Origin of the sequence: Actinomadura napierensis (assembly GCF_039529375.1) — a bacterium.
Lineage (GTDB): Bacteria > Actinomycetota > Actinomycetes > Streptosporangiales > Streptosporangiaceae > Spirillospora > Spirillospora napierensis.
On the sequence record NZ_BAAAMR010000055.1, the window covers coordinates 1 to 15,683 of the forward strand.

Sequence of the window (15,683 nt, forward strand, 5' to 3'; positions counted from 1 at the left end):
CCGGCCGGCTGGCCGCGCCGCGGCCGGCGCCGGCGTCGCCTCGGCCGCACGCCCGGCCGCCCGCGGCGCGGTCCGGAGCGCCGCGACCTGTGACGTGAGCTGCCGGTTGTCTGTATCGTGCCTGTGAGCATCCCTGTCCCCTCGCCCCCAGGAAACCGTGGTGTCCACCCGAGCAGCCGCAACCGGTCGCAGCCGCCCGGCACCGGCAGGGCGGCCCGTACGAGAAAGCGGTCGCTCATGACGTCGGTGAGCATGCGTCGCGTCGACGAGGTCCCCGACAAGGAGCTCCTCGCCCGGCACGCCCAGGGGGACCCGCACGCCTTCGCCGAGCTGGTGCACCGGCACCGGGACCGGATGTGGGCGGTCGCGCTGCGCACCCTCGGCGACCCGGAGGAGGCCTCCGACGCCCTGCAGGACGCGTGCCTGTCGGCGTTCCGCGCCGCCGGCCGGTTCCGCGGCGACGCGGCCGTCACCACCTGGCTGCACCGGATCGTGGTGAACGCCTGCCTCGACCGGATCCGCCGCAAGTCCGTCCGCCCGGCCACCCCGATGGGCGACGACGCGACGTTCGACGCCGTCGCGCCGAAGATGCCCGACCCGACCGACGCGCACGGGGTGTCGCTGGACGTCCGCACCGCGCTGGAGCAACTGCCGTTCGAGCAGCGCGCCGCGCTCGTGCTGGTCGACATGATGGGCTACTCCGTCGACGACGCCGCCGAGGTGATGGAGGTCCCGCCCGGGACGATCAAGAGCCGGTGCGCGCGGGGCCGCGCGCGGCTCGCCCCCCTTCTGACCCACCACCGGAACCGACGCGACTCCAAAAACGTCGGAGGTGTGGAAGGAGGTGGCATGCCCAAGTGAACCCCGCACATCTTGACTACGACGTCCTGGCCGACCTGGCCGAAGGACTGCTCGAAGACGATCAGGCCGCCTCCGTCAACGCGCACCTCGAATCCTGCGTCGAATGCCGGGACCGCTCCGCCGACCTCGCGGACGTCTCCCGGATCCTGGCGGAGGCACCCGTCCCGTCCATGCCCGCCGAGCTGGCCGAGCGCATCGACACCGCCATCGCGGCGGAGTCGATGCACAACGCCACCGTGGTGAGCATGGAGCAGCGGCGCGGAAGGCGGCATTGGCGGATACTGTCAGCCGCGGCGGCGGCGGTCGTCGTGCTCGGCGGCGGAGCGGCGGTCGGCAAGATCGCGCTCGACGGCTCGGACGGCACCGCCGGCCGGGCCTCGGCACCGGCACAGGACAACGAGAAGCATCACGAGGCCGGTGGTTCGGCGCCGAACGCGGTCGCACCGTCCCAGTCCGCGCTGAGCGCGGCGTCCTTCAAGGTCACCCGCAGCGGAACCGACTACCGGGCCGGGCGGCTCGGCGGCCAGATCGACCGGCTGCTCGGTAAGGGCCAGGAGCTGCGGCTCCAGGGCTCCGCGCCCACCGCGCTGATGTCCGGCTGCGTCACCGGCGTCACCCGGGGCCGCACGCCCGCGCTCGTCGACCAGGCCACCTACGACGGGCAGGACGCGACCGTGATAGCGCTCCCCGGCGCCAGGAGCGGCAGCTGGGACGTCTGGGTCGTCGGCCCCGACTGCAGCGCGCAGGACGCCCACGTCCTCGAACACGAACCCGCCTAGACCGGCCTGCTCCCCTCTGATCCCGCCTGGTCCCGTTTCTCCGGGCGGGAGCCGGGCGCCGGCGGAACTCAGCCGCGCCCGGACTTGGACTTGGCCGGCAGCGACCGCGCGTAGGAGACGCCGCGCGACACCCACCGTCCGACCTCGTCGGGCGGACCGTCGGCGTCGGCGTCGACATGCAGCCACCCGCGCATCTCCCGCCCGCCCATCACCATCGGCCTCACCCGCTCGCCGTCGACCAGCGCCTCGGCCTCGGCCGGGTCCACCCGGACGAGCAGGCCGCCCTGCCGGCTCGCGGCGACCGACATGTTCCCGCCGACGAGGAAGGCCAGCCCGCCGAACATCGGCTGCTCGGTGACGCGTTCCTCGCCCGCGATCAGCTCGCGGATGAGATCGGCCAGATCGTGGTCGTAAGCCATGGCCGGATTATGCTCGCCGCCACCGACATTCAGTCGACCTGTGCATGGCCGGCTACAGCGACGCCAGGAAGTCGAGGGCGATCGCCCAGGACCGGTTGGCGGCCTCGGGGTCGTGGTCGGGCAGGTCCGGGTCGGTGAACAGGTGCCCGGCGCCGCGGTACCGGAAGACCTCTACGTCCGCGCCCGCCTTGCGCATCCGCAGATACCACGCGTTCAGCCAGTCGACCGGCTCGTAGGTGTCGGGGTCGGCGACGTGCAGCTGCACGGGGATGTCGGTGGACGCGTCGTCGGCCAGGTCGGACGTCCCGTGCATCAGCAGCAGGCCGGCCGCCTTCTCGTCGCCGAGCGCCAGGTTCTGCGCGATCGCCGCCCCGAGCGAGAAGCCCGCGTACACCAGGCCGCCCTCGTCGGTGAGCGGCGCCGCGGCCGCGACCGCCCGCCGCAGCAGCGCGTCCCGGCCGATCTCCTCCTTGATCTCGACGCCCTCCTCGGGCGTGTCGACGACCCGGCCGCCGTACAGGTCCGGGACGGTGACCTCGTGCCCCGCGCCGCGCAGGCGGTCCGCCGCCTGGTGCACGGCCGGTCGCAGCCCGAGCATCGAGTGGAGAAGCAGAATGCGTGCCATGGGCACCACCCTAGGGCGGTGGCCGGACGGGCCGCGGGCCGTACCGCGGCGCAGGTCACGGGGGCGGCGGCGCGTACCGGGAATCCCCTGGCCCTAGTATCGGTTGACGCGACTGGCAAGGCCGTGCGGTGAGGCGACCGAAGGCCAAGAGGAGAGGCGCACAACAGTGAGCGACGTCCGTAACGTCATCATCATCGGGTCGGGCCCCGCGGGCTACACGGCCGCGGTCTACGCGGCCCGCGGCGACCTGAAGCCGCTGCTGTTCGAGGGTTCGGTGACCGCGGGCGGCGCGCTGATGAACACCACCGACGTGGAGAACTTCCCCGGCTTCCCCGACGGCGTCATGGGCCCCGACCTGATGGACAACCTGCGCAAGCAGGCCGAGCGGTTCGGCGCCGAGCTGATCACCGACGACGTCACCGAGGTCGACCTGGCCGCCGACCCGAAGGTCGTCAAGGTCGGCGACGAGACGTACCTGGCCAAGACGGTCATCGTCGCGACCGGCTCCGGCTACCGCGAGCTCGGCCTGCCGGACGAGAAGCGGCTGTCGGGACGCGGCGTCTCCTGGTGCGCGACCTGCGACGGCTTCTTCTTCCGCGAGCAGGACATCGCCGTCGTCGGCGGCGGCGACACCGCGATGGAGGAGGCGATCTTCCTGACCAAGTTCGCCCGCTCCGTCACCGTGATCCACCGCCGCGACGAGCTGCGCGCCTCCAAGATCATGCAGGACCGGGCGTTCGCCAACGAGAAGATCCGCTTCCTCTGGGACAGTGAGGTCGTCGGGATCGACGGCGAGGACCGGGTGACCGGCGTGCAGGTCCGCAACCTCAGGACCGGCGAGCAGTCCCCGCTGGAGATCACCGGCCTGTTCATCGCGATCGGCCACGACCCGCGCAGCGAGCTGTTCACCGGCCAGCTGGAGACCGACGCGGACGGCTACCTGCTGGTGGACGCCCCGACCACGCGGACGAAGATTCCCGGCGTGTTCGCCTGCGGCGACGTGGTCGACCACATCTACCGTCAAGCCATCACCGCGGCCGGCAGCGGCTGCTCGGCGGCCATCGACGCCGAGCGGTGGCTGCAGGACCAGCACGCCGCGGAGACCGTCCCGCAGGCCTGACCAGCACGCCCGTCCGGTGCCTCGACCCGCGCCGGGCAGCCTTACCGAAGGAGACACCATGAAAGCCGTGACCGACGCCGACTTCGCGACAGAGGTCCTGGCCAGCGACAAGCCCGTCCTGGTCGACTTCTGGGCCGAGTGGTGCGGCCCGTGCCGGATGGTGGCGCCGATCCTGGAGGAGATCTCCGCGGCGCACGGCGACAAGCTCGACATCGTCAAGCTGAACATCGACGAGAACCCGAAGGTCCCGGCCAAGTTCGGCGTCCTGCAGATCCCGACGATGAACGTCTACAAGGGCGGCGAGGTCGTCAAGCAGATCATGGGCGCCAAGCCGAAGGCCGCGCTGCTGCGCGACCTCGCCGAGTTCCTCTGACCGACTGATCGACGCCGTCCGCTCACGGCGAGAGCGACTCCTGCGGCCCGGGACCACCACGGTCCCGGGCCGCACGCCGTCAGGAGGCCGGGCAGCCCGAGGCGCCGGCGCACGTGCCGAGCTCCGCCAGCTTCCGCTCCGCGTCGGCCCTTCCGACGAAGACCAGGCTCCCCTGCCTGACCGCGTCCGCCTGGGCGGCGGGCAGATCGGCGACGGCGATGTCACTGTTCTGGATCCTCTCCTGCCGGCAGTCGCTCTGCCCCGCGCCCCTGACCAGCACCACCTTGCCGTCCTCGGCGAGCAGGGCGTACCTGCAGACCCTCTGCCGCATGACGGACGCTGGGGCACGGTGTTCCGCGGCGACGGCGACCGCGGTGCGGAGATGAGCCGCATCAGCACGGCGTGCGCGCTGGGCCTGCGCGCGGGATCCTTGTCGAGGCAGGCCAGAATCAGGTCGCGCATCGGCCCCTGGAGATCACCGAGATCCGGGGCCGCGTGGGCGATGCGCGCGATCACCGCGGGCACCGGGCCGGTGCCGAACGGCGGCCGCCCGAGCGCGGCGTAGGCCATCACGCAGCCCCAGGCGAAGACGTCGGTCTCCGGCCCGGCCCGCCCGCCCGCCGCCTGCTCGGGGGACATGTAGGCCGGGGTGCCGATCAGGCCGCCCGAGAGGGTCGTGCTCGACTCGACGATGCGGGCGATCCCGAAGTCGATGACCCGCGGTCCGTCCGGCCCGACGAGGACGTTGGCGGGCTTGAAGTCGCGGTGCACGATGCCCGCCTCGTGGATGGCCACCAGCGCGGTCGCGGTCGCGACGGACAGCCGGTGCAGCGCGTTGCCCGTCCGGGGGCCGTCCGACCGCACGATCTGCTGGAGGGACGGGCCGTCGACGTACTCGCTCACCACGTACGGCCGGTCGGAGTCCAGGTCGGCGGCGATGATCTGGGCCGTGCAGAACGCCGCGACCCGCCGGGCGACCTCCAGCTCCTTCGCCAGCGCCCCGCGATCCTCCGCCCCGGCGATCAGCCCGTCGTGCAGGACAGCCCGGCGGTTCGGGTCGGCCGTCTGTGGCCGATCCAGGCCGCGCATCCCGCGCGCCCCCGGACGGGGAAGCCCTGAACGGCTCTCAGGCGGGGCGGAGCGCACCTTCCGGGGTCATGGAGCCCAGCAGCCGTTCGAGGGCGACCTCGACGTCCTCACGCCACGACAGGGCCGACTTGAGCTCCAGCCGCAGCCGCGGGTACCGGTGATGCGGGCGGACGGTCTTGAACCCGACCGACAGCAGGTAGTCGGCCGGCACCATGCAGCCGCCCTCCTCGCCCTTCAGGTCGCCGAACGCCTCGATCGCCTTCACGGCGCGGCGCGTCAGGTCCTTGGCGACGCCCTGGACGAGCATCCGGCCGAGGCCGCCGCCGGTGAACTCCTGCAGGATGTGCGCCGTCATCAGCAGCACCGCGTCCGCGCTCACCGGACTCGTCGGGAACGCCACCGAGCGCGGGACGTACAGCGGCGGCGCGAACATCACGAACCCCGCCGGCACGTCGTCCACATACGCGATCTTTCCGCAGGAGCCCCACTCCAGCAGCGTGGAGGAGATCCACGCCTCCTTCTCCAGCCCAGCGTCGCCGCTCGCCCGCGCCCGGTCGCGGCTGACCGGATCCAGCTCCCAGAACACGCAGCCGCGACAGCGGTGCGGGAGATCGTCCAGATTGTCCAGCGTGATGTTGACGAGACGACGCGACACCGGGCCGGCACCCCCTGCTGGCATCCTGTCCGCCGCGAAGACCCACGGCACGGCCGGGACCTTCGGGACGGATCGCCCACTTGCGCGGAACTCCCCGGCAACAAACCGGGATCCTCGGGCATCGTATCGGACGGGGGACGAATGACCGGGCGGCGCGCCAGGTGCGGGGTTCGCCCGATCCCCCCGGAACCGATGCCGTACCTTTGCGGTCAAGTCAGCCCCACCGGAGGTGCCTCGTGGAACAGCACTCGCGAACCGATGCCTACAGCGACCGCTACGCCGCCCGCGCCGCCGGGATGGTGCCGTCGGAGATCCGGGCTCTGTTCGCGATGGTCGCCCGTCCCGAGGTGGTCTCGCTGGCGGGAGGCGCGCCCTACGTGTCGGCGCTGCCCCTCGACGCCGTCGGCTCGATGATCGGCGACCTCGTCGCCGGCAAGGGCGCCGAGGTGCTGCAGTACGGCTCCGCGCAGGGCGACGAGGGGCTCCGCGAGCTCATCTGCGAAGTGATGGCCCTCGAAGGCGTGCACGGCTCCGCGGACGACGTCGTCGTCACCGTCGGCGCCCAGCAGGCCCTCGACCTCATCACCAAGATCTTCGTCGACCCCGGGGACGTCGTCCTCGCCGAGGCTCCCTCCTACGTCGGCGCGCTCGGCACCTTCGCCGCCTACCAGGCCGACGTCGTGCACGTCCCGCTCGACGAGGGCGGCCTGATTCCCTCCGCGCTCCGCGAGACCCTCGCCCGGCTGCGCCGCGAGGGCCGCCGCGTCAAGTTCCTCTACACCGTCCCCACGTTCCAGAACCCCGCCGGCGTCACCCTCACCACCGCGCGCCGCGCCCAGATCCTGGAGATCTGCGCCGAATACGACGTGCTGATCGTCGAGGACAACCCGTACGGCCTCCTCGGCTTCGACGGCGACCCCATGCGGGCGCTGCGCGCCGACGACCCCGACCGCGTCATCTACCTCGGGTCGTTCTCCAAGACGATCGCGTCCGGGCTGCGGGTCGGCTGGGTGCTCGCGCCGCACGCCGTCCGCGCCAAGCTCGTGCTCGCCGCCGAGTCCGCGATCCTGTGCCCGTCGAACTTCTCCCAGCTCGCCGTCCGCGAGTACCTCGCCACGCAGCCGTGGCGCGAGCAGATCAAGGGCTTCCGCGAGCTGTACCGGGAGCGCCGCGACGCGATGCTCGACGCGCTCGAGCAGCTCATGCCGGACGGCTGCACCTGGACGCGCCCCGCCGGCGGCTTCTTCGTCTGGCTCACCCTCCCCGAGGGCCTGGACGCCAAGGCGATGGCCCCCCGCGCGATCGCCGACCGCGTCGCCTACGTCGCCGGCACCGGCTTCTACGCCGACGGCGGCGGCCGCCGCAACATGCGGCTGTCCTACTGCTTCCCCGAGCCCGACCGCATCCGCGAGGGCGTCCGCCGCCTCGCCGCGGTGGTGGAGAAGGAGATCCGGCTGCGGGACACTTTCGGGGGAGTCGAGCACGACGGCCCCGGCGGTGTGCACACCCCGGGCCCGGGCATCGTCTGAACCGGCCTCCGGGCGGGCGGCGGCGCCGCAACGCCCGGGTACCGCCCGGTTTCGCGTAACCGCGCCGGCTCCCCCATGCTGGGGAGCCGGCGCTTTTTCGTCGCCGCTCCAAGTCCGGACGCCAGAAGGGCACCTGCTGTGGAACTCGGGCACGTCGTCGTCCTCGCCGGGGGACTGTCCTACGAGCGAGAGGTCTCGCTGCGCTCGGGCCGCCGCGTCAGCGACGCGCTGCGCGCCCTCGACATCCCCGTCGAACTGCGCGACGCCGACGCCACCCTCCTGGACTCCCTCAGCGACGACCCGCCGGACGCGGTGTTCCCCGTCCTGCACGGCGCGGCGGGGGAGGACGGCTCGATCCGCGACGTCCTCGACCTCCTCGACGTCCGCTACGTCGGCGCCCGCCCGGACTCCTGCCGCGTCGCCTGGGACAAGCCGACCGCCAAGTCCGTGGTGCGCCGCGCCGGGCTGCGCACCCCCGAGTCCGTCGCCCTCCCCAAGGAGGTCTTCCACGACCTCGGCGCCGCGTCCGTCCTCGACCAGATCGTCCGCGGCCTCGGCCTGCCGCTGTTCGTCAAGCCCACCCGCGGCGGCTCCGCCCTCGGCGCATCCGTCGTCCGCGAGCCGTCGGAGCTGTCCGCCGCCGTCGTCGGCTGCTTCGCCTACGGCGATGCCGCTCTGGTCGAGCGCTACATCGAGGGCACCGAGATCGCCGTGAGCATCATCGAGCGCCACGGGCAGCCGCACGCCCTCCCCGCCGTCGAGATCGTCGCCCCGGACGGCCGCTACGACTACACCGCCCGCTACGACACCGAGGACACCGACTTCATCACCCCGGCCCGCCTCTCACCCGACGCCGCCGAACGCGCCACCGCCGCCGCCATCACCGCCCACCGCACCCTCGGCCTTCGCGACCTCTCCCGCACCGACCTCATCGTCGACCCCGGGGGCGAGATCCACTTCCTCGAAGTCAACGTGGCGCCCGGCATGACCGAGACGAGCCTGCTCCCCCGCGCCGTCAGCGTCGCCGGCCTCGATCTCGGCGAGGTCTGCCGCGACCTGATCGTCGCCCAGTTCGACTGACCCCCACCTCTCGACGTTTCCCGTGAAACATCGGGAGACGAGGCGGCCGATGTTTCACGGGAAACATTGGTGGCTCCCCAAGCCTCCGCCAAGACACGCCGGAGTCGCGACGCGCAAGCGTCCCGCAATCGACCGCGTCCGACGCTCTTCCGCCACGACGACCGTCCGGAGGGCACCGCTGAGCGATGTTTCACGGGAAACATCGGCGCCCGGGTCGACCCATGGTGGCGGCGCGCCCCAGCCACCCGACACAACGGTCTGAGCACTTCGCCACCGGACGGCCGCCTTTTGGGCTCGCGGGGGAGGCACCGGACCCGCATCCATCGCTCCGGCTTCTCGGTCACCAAGGCCACGCCGCGTTCCTCGGAGAGGCCACTCCTGGCGCTCGCGGTCCTGGCCGCTGCACGGTCGAACTCTGGGCCTGGCGCCAATCTCACCACGTGTCGTTCTGGCACGGCGTCGACTTCCCCCCTCTCCACAAAGCTGCGCGTGCGGTCGCCCGAGCGCCATCGAGTTCCGGGGGGCTCCACGAGGAGGCGTAGGCGCACCGCCGCCGCCGATGTTTCACGGGAAACATCGGCCGGGAGAACGCAGAGCGCCCCGGAAGAGACTCTCCCGGGGCGCTCTGATGAAGCGAAGTCGAGGGCTTACGGCTCGCCGGTGCCGCCCTCGTCGGGGACCATCGACTTGATGATGCGGTCGAGGTCTTCGAGGGTGGCGAACTCGACCACGATCTTGCCCTTGTTGCGGCCCATGTCGACGCGGACCCTGGTCTCGTAGCGGTCGGACAGGCGGTCGGCCAGTTCCTGGAGTCCGGGGGCGACCGGCTTCTTCCGGCGCCCCTGCCGGGCGGCCTTCGGTTCGTCCTCCACCTCGCGGAGCGCGATCATCTCCTCGACGGCGCGGACGGAGAGGCCCTCCTCCACGATCCGCTTCGCCATGTGCGCCTGCGCCTCGGGGCTGTCGAGGCTGAGCAGCGCGCGGGCGTGTCCGGCGGAGATCACGCCGGCGGCGAGCCGGAGCTGGACGGCGTGCGGCAGGTTCAGCAGCCGCAGCGTGTTCGTGATGTGCGAGCGGGACCGGCCGATACGTCCGGCGAGCTGCTCGTGGGTCGCGTTGAAGTCCTGCAGCAGCTGCTGGTACGCGGCCGCCTCCTCCAGCGGGTTCAGCTGCTGGCGGTGCAGGTTCTCCATGAGGGCGTCGCGGAGCAGATCGTTGTCGCCGGTGTCGCGGACGATCGCGGGGATGACGTCCAGCCCGGCCATCTGGGAGGCGCGCAGCCGGCGCTCGCCCATGATCAGCTCGTAGTCGTGCTCACCGGACTCCGCCCGGCGGACGACGACCGGCTGCAGTAGTCCGACGATGGCGATCGACTCGGCCAGCTCTTCGAGCGCCTGCTCGTCGAAGTGCTCGCGCGGCTGCCGCGGGTTGCGGGTGATCGACTTGACGGGCAGCTCCGCGAAATGCGCCCCCGCGACCAGCGGGGCGTCCGGGGACGCGGCGCCGTCCTGGCCGGGGCCGTTCGGGCCGCCGGGGAAGCCGGGCCCGCCCGTGCCGCCCGCGCCGGCCGGCTCGTCCGCCGGCGGCGGGGGCGGGGCGGTGGGGATGAGGGCACCGAGCCCCTTGCCCAGACCGCGTCGCTGCTGGCTCACTTCCTCGCCCCTCCATGGGCCATTTCCGAGGCGGCCTCGCTGTAGGCGAGGGCGCCGCTGGAACCCGGGTCGTACGTCATGACGGACTGCCCGTAGCTCGGCGCCTCGGAGACGCGGACGCTGCGGGGGATCACCGTGTTGAGGACGACGTCCCCGAAGTGGCTGCGGACGTCGTCCGCGACCTGCGCGGCGAGCCGCGTCCGGGCGTCGTACATGGTGAGCAGGATGGTCGACACCCACAGTTTCTGGTTGAGGTGCGCCTTGACGAGGTCGACGGTGCGGATGAGCTGCCCGAGCCCTTCGAGGGCGTAGTACTCGCACTGGATCGGGATGAGCAGCTCGTCGCCGCCGACGAGGGCGTTGACGGTGAGCAGGCCGAGCGACGGCGGGCAGTCGATCAGCACGTAGTCGAACTTGTCGGTGTCGTAGGCGTCCAGCGCGCGGCGCAGCCGGGACTCGCGGGCCACCTTGGAGACCAGCTCGATCTCGGCGCCGGCGAGGTTGAGCGTCGCGGGCGCGCAGTACAGGTTCGGGATCTCCGGGGCCGCGACGACGATGTCGGCGAGGGCCATGTCCTCGATCAGGACGTCGTAGATGGACGGGATCTCGGCGTGGTGCTCGACGCCGAGCGCGGTGGACGCGTTGCCCTGCGGGTCGAGGTCGACCACCAGCACCTGCGCGCCGTGCATGGCGAGCGAGGCGGCGAGGTTCACCGAGCTGGTGGTCTTGCCCACGCCGCCCTTCTGGTTGGCGATGGTGATGATGCGGCAGTGGTCCGGCCGCGGCCATTCGCGTTCCCTGCGGCCGGACATCGCCTTGAGGGCGGTGACCGCTGTTTCATGTGAAACCTTGGCGTCCTTGAGCGCCTCGCGCACGAGTTCTGACTCCCCCTGAGATGGTCCGTTGCGCGGACCCGCCTGCTGTGTGCCGGCGCTGGTCGGCACATAGCCGACGTTCTCCGCGGTACCGGACGTCGTATTACCCCACATTGCGTGCCCGGAGGGCGCGGCCGCCGGCGTCGTCGCGACGCCGGCGTCCCCCCGCGTCTCCTCGTCGGCCTGCGCGGCCGGGCTCGCGGGGGTTTCCCGCGCGGGCTCGGCGTCGCCGGTCCCGCCCGGGCCGGGCGGTCGTTCGTCGGGGGATTCGTCGGCGCGGTCAGGCCGGCCCAGTCCTGGTCCCGTGCTCATGAAGACCTCTTCCTCGACCCTTCAGCGCGCCGGGGCGCGCGTTGTCGTCGCCCGGCCGCTGCACTGCGATCCGCCGGTCTGCCGGCGACCACACGGACAAGCGTTGTCGGCGGGTCGACCATACCGCGCCCGACTTGGAGCAGTTCGGTGGTACGCACCCCGAATCGCTGCAGAACGGGCTCGGCTTCGGCGAGTTCGGCGGCGGCCCGCTCGCCTTTCAGCGCCAGCAGCTCGCCGCCCGGGCGCAGCAGCGGCAGCGCCCACTTCGCGAGACGTTCCAGCGGGGCCACCGCACGCGCCGTCGCCACGTCCACCGAGAACTCCTTGGCGACCTCCTCGGCCCGGCCCCGGCGCACCTCGACGTTCCGCAGGTCGAGCATCTCCACGCACTCGTTGAGGAAGGTGGTGCGCCGCAGCAGCGGTTCGAGCAGCGTGATGCGCAGGTCGGGGCGGACGATCGCGAGCACGATGCCGGGGAGGCCGGCGCCGGACCCGATGTCCACGACCTGCGCGTCCGCCGGGATCGCCTCCGCCACCACCGCACAGTTGATCAGGTGGCGCTCCCAGAGCCGATCGGCCTCGCGCGGCCCGATCAGCCCGCGCTCGACGCCCGCGTCGGCGAGGAACGCCGCATAGCGCTCCGCGACCGGCAGAGCTTCCCCGAAAACCTCGCGTGCAATCCCCACCATCCGAATCGTTCCACAAAACAGCGTGACGGCGTACATGCGCAACGTCCCGGACCGGAACACCTCGTCTTCGGGACGCGAAACCGCTCGCCGCCCGGGCGGGAACGGCGAACTCTTGCGGTATGGCAAGAACCACATGTCCTTCCGCATATTCGGCGTCCGCCGGGTAGAGGGACGGTGTCGCCCCCTGGAAGGAGCTCCGAGACATGGGAATCGGAGTCAGTCTCGCGTTCATCGCCATCGGCGCGATCCTCGCGTTCGCCCTCCGCGTCGATCTCGCCGGCGTCGACATCCACCTCGTCGGCTGGATCCTGCTCTTGGTCGGGGCCTTCAGCATGGCGTTCACCCTCAAATACACGCGCCCGCGCCGCCAGGCCGGCCGGATAGCCGGAGCGGACCCCGGCTATGGGGACGAGCCGGGAACGGTGGTGCACGAGGAGCACATCATTGAAGACCCCGCCCCCGCGGGCCGTCCCGCCGAGCGCGTCGAGCGGGTGATCCAGCACCCGGCCGACGAGGGCGTGACGCACGGGCACATGTCCCAGGATCCGGCGGTCGCGCAGGACCCGGCAGTCGCGCAGGACCCCGCGGAGCAGAACAGCACGGGCGTCGGCTCCGCGCCCACCGTCGAGCCGATCCGCGACCCGGCACAGGAGTCGGCTCCGGTGCCGGACCCGGCGCCGCGCGAGCGGAGCGTGTACGGCCGCACCCTGCGCCGGCGCAGGTGACCGCGACGGGACGACGTACGCGCTGATCCGCGTCCGGGCGTCCGCCCGACTCTGGAGACGCCGCGCCCGGCCGCTGCCCGACGCGTGAACGTCCACGAAAGACCAACCCGGTGTGCTTTGGGCGGCGGTGCACACCGGGTCCCCAGGGGCCCCGCGCCGGTCAGGGCGCGGGGCCCCGCCTCGTCTACCCGGCCCTCACCACCGCAGGTACACACCCGCAACAGGAACCCGAGGCGAGCTGCTACCCCGAAAAGACGCCCCTCCCGCCCGGGGGCGGACCCGCATATCCCCATCGTCAACCCTCGCCGCAGGGAGCGGAAGTAGAACGTCGATCTGTGGATAATCGCCGTGCCGCTTGCTGGGGCCGGGCGTGCGAACGGCCCCGGCGTCGTGCTTTGCCGGGGCCGTTCGGTGGGTCGTCGGGTGGGCGCCAGTCCAGGCGCGAGGTGGACGATCGGCGGGTCAGGCGGGGTAGACGACCACGTAGCGGTCGGGCTCCTCACCCTCGGACTCGCTACGCAGACCCGCCGCCGCCACCGCGTCGTGGACGATCTTGCGCTCGAACGGGGTCATCGGGGCGAGCGGCTTCGACTCGCCGCCCTGCTTCACCTCGTCGGCGACGTCCGTGCCGAGCTTGGTCAGCTCGGCGCGGCGGCGCTCGCGGTAGCCGCCGATGTCGAGCATGAGGCGGGTGCGGTTGCCCGTCTGGCGGTGCACGGCCAGCCGGGTCAGTTCCTGCAGCGCCTCCAGGACCTCGCCGCGCTTGCCGACCAGCTCGTCCAACGACGCACCGACGACGGCGACCATGGCGCGCTCGCCCTCGACGTCCATGTCGATGTCGCCGTCGTAGTCACCGATGTCCAGCAGGCCCTCGATGTAGTCGGCGGCGATCTCGCCTTCCTGCTCGAGGGCCTGGACGTCGACCTCGGTGGTGTCGGTCTGGCTCAACGGGGTCTCCTTCTTCGGCGAGGACAGGGGTCCAAACTAGCGCTTCGGGCTGCCGCTCCGCTTGCTGCGGGACTTGCGGGTCGGCTGGTTGCGGACGACCTTGGGCTTGGTGTCCTCGGGCTCGGGGGCCGGCTCCGGCTCCTTCTTGAGCTTGGCCTTGATCCCGGACGGCGCCTGGCCGTTCTTGCCCGCGGCGGCCTTGCCGCCCGCCGCCTTCGCGCCCGTCTTCGCGGCCGGCTTGGACCCGGCGGTCTTGGTGCCCGCGGTGGTGCCGGTGTCGGCGGTCGCGTCGGTGGGCGGCGGGAAGCGCTTGTAGATGTAGTGCTGCTGCGCGAGCGTCCAGGAGTTCGACGTCACCCAGTACATGAGCACGCCCAGCGGGAAGCCGAGCCCGAAGAGGCCGAAGAGGGGCGCGAGGAAGACCATCATCTTCTGCGCCTGCATCATCGGGTTGGCGTCGGCCGCGGCGGCGGGCTGGCGCTTCATGCTGGCCCGGACGGTGAAGAAGGTCGTGCAGGAGCTGGTCACCACGGCGATGCCGGTGATGATGATCGCGCTCCAGGTCTTGTCGCTCCAGGCGTTCAGGAACGTGTCCGGGATGTGCGCGCCGAAGATGTTGGCGTTCTGGGCGCTGTGCACCAGGTCGGCCGACATCGCGAAGACGCTGTGGCCTTCCTTGGCGTCCGAGATGCGCTTCAGGGTCTGGAACAGGCCGATGAAGACCGGCATCTGCACGACCAGGGGAAGGCAGCCCGACAGCGGGTTCGCGCCGTTCTCCTGGTAGAGCTTCATGACCTCCTGGTTGAGGCGCTGCTTGTCGTTCTTGTACTTCTTGCGCAGCGCCTGAACCTTCGGGTTCAGTTCCTGCATCTTCCGCGAGGCATGGATCTGCTTCACGAACAGCGGAACGAGGACGAGCCTCAGCAGGACGGTCAGCAGGATGATCGAGCCGCCCCAGGCCCATCCGCTGTCCTTGGGGAAGACGACGCTCAGCCCAGCGTGGATCCACACGATGAGCTGAGAGACGATCTCGTACAACCAGTCAAGCACCGGGCAGCTCCTTGGGCTCTGCTAGGGCGGGGCCGCGTTCCTTGCGGCCGGAGTTCGAAGAGGCCGCCCCGGACTTGCCTGAGGGCGTCTTCTTCGGCGGCACCGGATCGTAGCCGCCGGGGTGGAAGGGGTGGCACCGCGCGATCCGGCGGACCGTCAGCCATGTGCCGCGCCCCGCCCCGTGCACCTGGAGGGCCTTGAGGCCGTAGGTGCTGCAGGACGGGGTGAAGCGGCACTGCTGCCCGAGCAGGGGACTCAAGAAGCGGCGGTAGGCGCGGACGAGAAGGATCAACACCGCGGCGACCGGACCTGGGGTCGTCGCCGGGCGTCGTGCGGGGATCGGCTCCCCGTGCCAGTTCCTCATCTCCGCCCCTTGGACGCGGGCCGCAGCAGCCGGTCGAGCGCCGACTCCAGATCCGCGGCCAGTTCGTCGGGGCGCGCCTCCCCCGCGCGGGGGTTGGCGCGCACTACGAGCAGGCTACCCGGTGGAAGCCGGTCCACGTGCCCGCGCGCGAGGTGCCGGAGCCGGCGCCGCACCGCGTTGCGGGTCACGGCGTTGCCGACGTTGCGCGCAACGATGAACCCGACCAGCGCCGGGACGGCGGCCTCCGCGGCCTCCTCCGGCCGTAGCAGGTGGACGACGACGTTAGGCCGTCCGGCGCGGCGACCGCGCCGGACGGCCAACGAGAAGTCGTCCCGCCGCCGCATCCGGTTCCCGGACGGCAGCATGGGAGGGAACGGTCAGACCGCGACGCGGGCACGGCCCTTGCCGCGCCGCGAGGAGAGGACGGCGCGCCCGGCGCGCGTGCGCATCCGCAGCCGGAAGCCGTGCTTCTTGTGGCGGCGGCGGTTGTTCGGCTGGAATGTACGCTTGCTCACTTTGAGGCTCCAGTGCTGCGGTC

19 protein-coding genes and 1 pseudogene are annotated in these 15,683 nt (G+C 71.8%); 7 read left to right on the forward strand and 13 right to left on the reverse strand.

All coding sequences use genetic code 11. The features are described 5' to 3' along the window. Positions 1-237: 237 nt before the first annotated feature. Together sigM and ABD296_RS27390 are read left to right on the forward strand one after the other, a co-directional pair. Positions 238-861, forward strand: coding sequence for an RNA polymerase sigma factor SigM (sigM, locus tag ABD296_RS27385; protein ID WP_344273052.1), 624 nt, complete (start codon positions 238-240; stop codon positions 859-861). Beyond that, positions 858-1,640, forward strand: a complete 783-nt coding sequence (locus tag ABD296_RS27390) for an anti-sigma factor family protein (protein WP_344273055.1) — start codon at positions 858-860, stop codon at positions 1,638-1,640. The genes sigM and ABD296_RS27390 overlap by 4 nt, the downstream gene beginning before the upstream one ends. Before the next feature lie 68 nt (positions 1,641-1,708). On the opposite strand, the gene ABD296_RS27395 is transcribed toward ABD296_RS27390, so the two are convergent. Together ABD296_RS27395 and ABD296_RS27400 are read right to left on the reverse strand one after the other, a co-directional pair. Next, complete coding sequence (locus ABD296_RS27395; RefSeq protein WP_344273058.1) at positions 1,709-2,059, reverse strand: TfoX/Sxy family protein; 351 nt, start codon at positions 2,057-2,059, stop codon at positions 1,709-1,711. A gap of 52 nt (positions 2,060-2,111) precedes the next feature. Further along, positions 2,112-2,684, reverse strand: coding sequence for a dienelactone hydrolase family protein (locus ABD296_RS27400; RefSeq protein ID WP_344273061.1), 573 nt, complete (start codon positions 2,682-2,684; stop codon positions 2,112-2,114). A 166-nt stretch (positions 2,685-2,850) separates the two neighbouring features. Here ABD296_RS27400 and trxB point away from each other — a divergent pair, with 166 nt between their 5' ends. Beyond that, a complete protein-coding gene (trxB, locus tag ABD296_RS27405) occupies positions 2,851-3,804 on the forward strand; it encodes a thioredoxin-disulfide reductase (protein WP_344273064.1) in 954 nt (317 codons plus the stop codon). Positions 3,805-3,862: 58 nt separating this feature from the next. Continuing rightward, positions 3,863-4,177 carry a thioredoxin gene (trxA, locus tag ABD296_RS27410; protein ID WP_344273066.1) on the forward strand — a complete coding sequence of 105 codons (315 nt, stop codon included), beginning with the start codon at positions 3,863-3,865 and terminating at the stop codon, positions 4,175-4,177. Positions 4,178-4,256: 79 nt separating this feature from the next. Here the strand turns inward: trxA and ABD296_RS27415 are convergent, their stop codons facing one another. From ABD296_RS27415 to ABD296_RS27425, 3 genes and pseudogenes are all read right to left on the reverse strand, one after another. Further along, positions 4,257-4,508, reverse strand: coding sequence for a hypothetical protein (locus tag ABD296_RS27415; protein WP_344273068.1), 252 nt, complete (start codon positions 4,506-4,508; stop codon positions 4,257-4,259). A gap of 68 nt (positions 4,509-4,576) precedes the next feature. Next, a pseudogene (locus ABD296_RS27420) lies at positions 4,577-5,266 on the reverse strand (serine/threonine-protein kinase); the annotation flags it as partial. Positions 5,267-5,303: 37 nt separating this feature from the next. Next, the gene (locus tag ABD296_RS27425; RefSeq protein WP_344273070.1) at positions 5,304-5,921 is read right to left on the reverse strand and encodes a GNAT family N-acetyltransferase; all 618 of its coding nucleotides are present in this window, start codon (positions 5,919-5,921) and stop codon (positions 5,304-5,306) included. 296 nt (positions 5,922-6,217) lie between these two features. Here ABD296_RS27425 and ABD296_RS27430 point away from each other — a divergent pair, with 296 nt between their 5' ends. Together ABD296_RS27430 and ABD296_RS27435 are read left to right on the forward strand one after the other, a co-directional pair. Beyond that, positions 6,218-7,450, forward strand: coding sequence for an aminotransferase-like domain-containing protein (locus ABD296_RS27430; RefSeq protein WP_344273239.1), 1,233 nt, complete (start codon positions 6,218-6,220; stop codon positions 7,448-7,450). Positions 7,451-7,588: 138 nt separating this feature from the next. Further along, positions 7,589-8,530, forward strand: coding sequence for a D-alanine--D-alanine ligase family protein (locus ABD296_RS27435; protein WP_344273072.1), 942 nt, complete (start codon positions 7,589-7,591; stop codon positions 8,528-8,530). Positions 8,531-9,177: 647 nt separating this feature from the next. Here the strand turns inward: ABD296_RS27435 and ABD296_RS27440 are convergent. The 3 genes from ABD296_RS27440 to rsmG form a co-directional block, all read right to left on the reverse strand. Beyond that, positions 9,178-10,182, reverse strand: a complete 1,005-nt coding sequence (locus ABD296_RS27440) for a ParB/RepB/Spo0J family partition protein (protein WP_344273075.1) — start codon at positions 10,180-10,182, stop codon at positions 9,178-9,180. Continuing rightward, the gene (locus tag ABD296_RS27445; protein WP_344273242.1) at positions 10,179-10,994 is read right to left on the reverse strand and encodes a ParA family protein; all 816 of its coding nucleotides are present in this window, start codon (positions 10,992-10,994) and stop codon (positions 10,179-10,181) included. Before ABD296_RS27445 ends, ABD296_RS27440 begins: the two co-directional genes overlap by 4 nt. A 371-nt stretch (positions 10,995-11,365) precedes the next feature. Next, positions 11,366-12,058, reverse strand: coding sequence for a 16S rRNA (guanine(527)-N(7))-methyltransferase RsmG (gene rsmG / locus ABD296_RS27450; protein WP_344273245.1), 693 nt, complete (start codon positions 12,056-12,058; stop codon positions 11,366-11,368). 203 nt (positions 12,059-12,261) lie between these two features. On the opposite strand from rsmG, the gene ABD296_RS27455 reads away from it, so the two are divergent. After that, positions 12,262-12,783 carry a DUF6458 family protein gene (locus ABD296_RS27455; RefSeq protein ID WP_344273078.1) on the forward strand — a complete coding sequence of 174 codons (522 nt, stop codon included), beginning with the start codon at positions 12,262-12,264 and terminating at the stop codon, positions 12,781-12,783. A gap of 462 nt (positions 12,784-13,245) precedes the next feature. On the opposite strand, the gene ABD296_RS27460 is transcribed toward ABD296_RS27455, so the two are convergent. Genes ABD296_RS27460 through rpmH form a run of 5 tightly spaced genes read right to left on the reverse strand, consistent with a single transcriptional unit; the run spans position 13,246 to position 15,660 of the window. Then, complete coding sequence (locus tag ABD296_RS27460) at positions 13,246-13,731, reverse strand: Jag family protein (RefSeq protein ID WP_344273082.1); 486 nt, start codon at positions 13,729-13,731, stop codon at positions 13,246-13,248. A 36-nt stretch (positions 13,732-13,767) separates the two neighbouring features. Then, positions 13,768-14,781: a membrane protein insertase YidC gene (gene yidC / locus ABD296_RS27465; protein WP_344273085.1), complete on the reverse strand. Its 1,014-nt coding sequence runs from the start codon at positions 14,779-14,781 to the stop codon at positions 13,768-13,770. Then, entirely contained in the window at positions 14,774-15,145 is a 372-nt protein-coding gene (gene yidD / locus ABD296_RS27470) for a membrane protein insertion efficiency factor YidD (protein ID WP_344273088.1), read from the reverse strand. Before yidD ends, yidC begins: the two co-directional genes overlap by 8 nt. Continuing rightward, entirely contained in the window at positions 15,142-15,510 is a 369-nt protein-coding gene (rnpA, locus tag ABD296_RS27475) for a ribonuclease P protein component (protein ID WP_344273091.1), read from the reverse strand. Before rnpA ends, yidD begins: the two co-directional genes overlap by 4 nt. A 12-nt stretch (positions 15,511-15,522) precedes the next feature. Continuing rightward, complete coding sequence (rpmH, locus tag ABD296_RS27480) at positions 15,523-15,660, reverse strand: 50S ribosomal protein L34 (protein ID WP_151593908.1); 138 nt, start codon at positions 15,658-15,660, stop codon at positions 15,523-15,525. Positions 15,661-15,683: the final 23 nt, after the last annotated feature.

Excerpts from the sequence above, each read along its gene's own strand:
- sigM (WP_344273052.1), top strand. The coding sequence starts at position 238 with ATGACGTCGGTGAGCATGCGTCGCGTCGACGAGGTCCCCGACAAGGAG.
- ABD296_RS27395 (WP_344273058.1), bottom strand. The coding sequence starts at position 2,059 with ATGGCTTACGACCACGATCTGGCCGATCTCATCCGCGAGCTGATCGCG.
- ABD296_RS27400 (WP_344273061.1), bottom strand. The coding sequence starts at position 2,684 with ATGGCACGCATTCTGCTTCTCCACTCGATGCTCGGGCTGCGACCGGCC.
- trxA (WP_344273066.1), top strand. The coding sequence starts at position 3,863 with ATGAAAGCCGTGACCGACGCCGACTTCGCGACAGAGGTCCTGGCCAGC.
- ABD296_RS27415 (WP_344273068.1), bottom strand. The coding sequence starts at position 4,508 with ATGCGGCAGAGGGTCTGCAGGTACGCCCTGCTCGCCGAGGACGGCAAG.
- ABD296_RS27430 (WP_344273239.1), top strand. The coding sequence starts at position 6,218 with ATGGTGCCGTCGGAGATCCGGGCTCTGTTCGCGATGGTCGCCCGTCCC.
- ABD296_RS27445 (WP_344273242.1), bottom strand. The coding sequence starts at position 10,994 with ATGTCCGGCCGCAGGGAACGCGAATGGCCGCGGCCGGACCACTGCCGC.
- rsmG (WP_344273245.1), bottom strand. The coding sequence starts at position 12,058 with ATGGTGGGGATTGCACGCGAGGTTTTCGGGGAAGCTCTGCCGGTCGCG.
- ABD296_RS27455 (WP_344273078.1), top strand. The coding sequence starts at position 12,262 with ATGGGAATCGGAGTCAGTCTCGCGTTCATCGCCATCGGCGCGATCCTC.
- yidD (WP_344273088.1), bottom strand. The coding sequence starts at position 15,145 with ATGAGGAACTGGCACGGGGAGCCGATCCCCGCACGACGCCCGGCGACG.
- rnpA (WP_344273091.1), bottom strand. The coding sequence starts at position 15,510 with ATGCTGCCGTCCGGGAACCGGATGCGGCGGCGGGACGACTTCTCGTTG.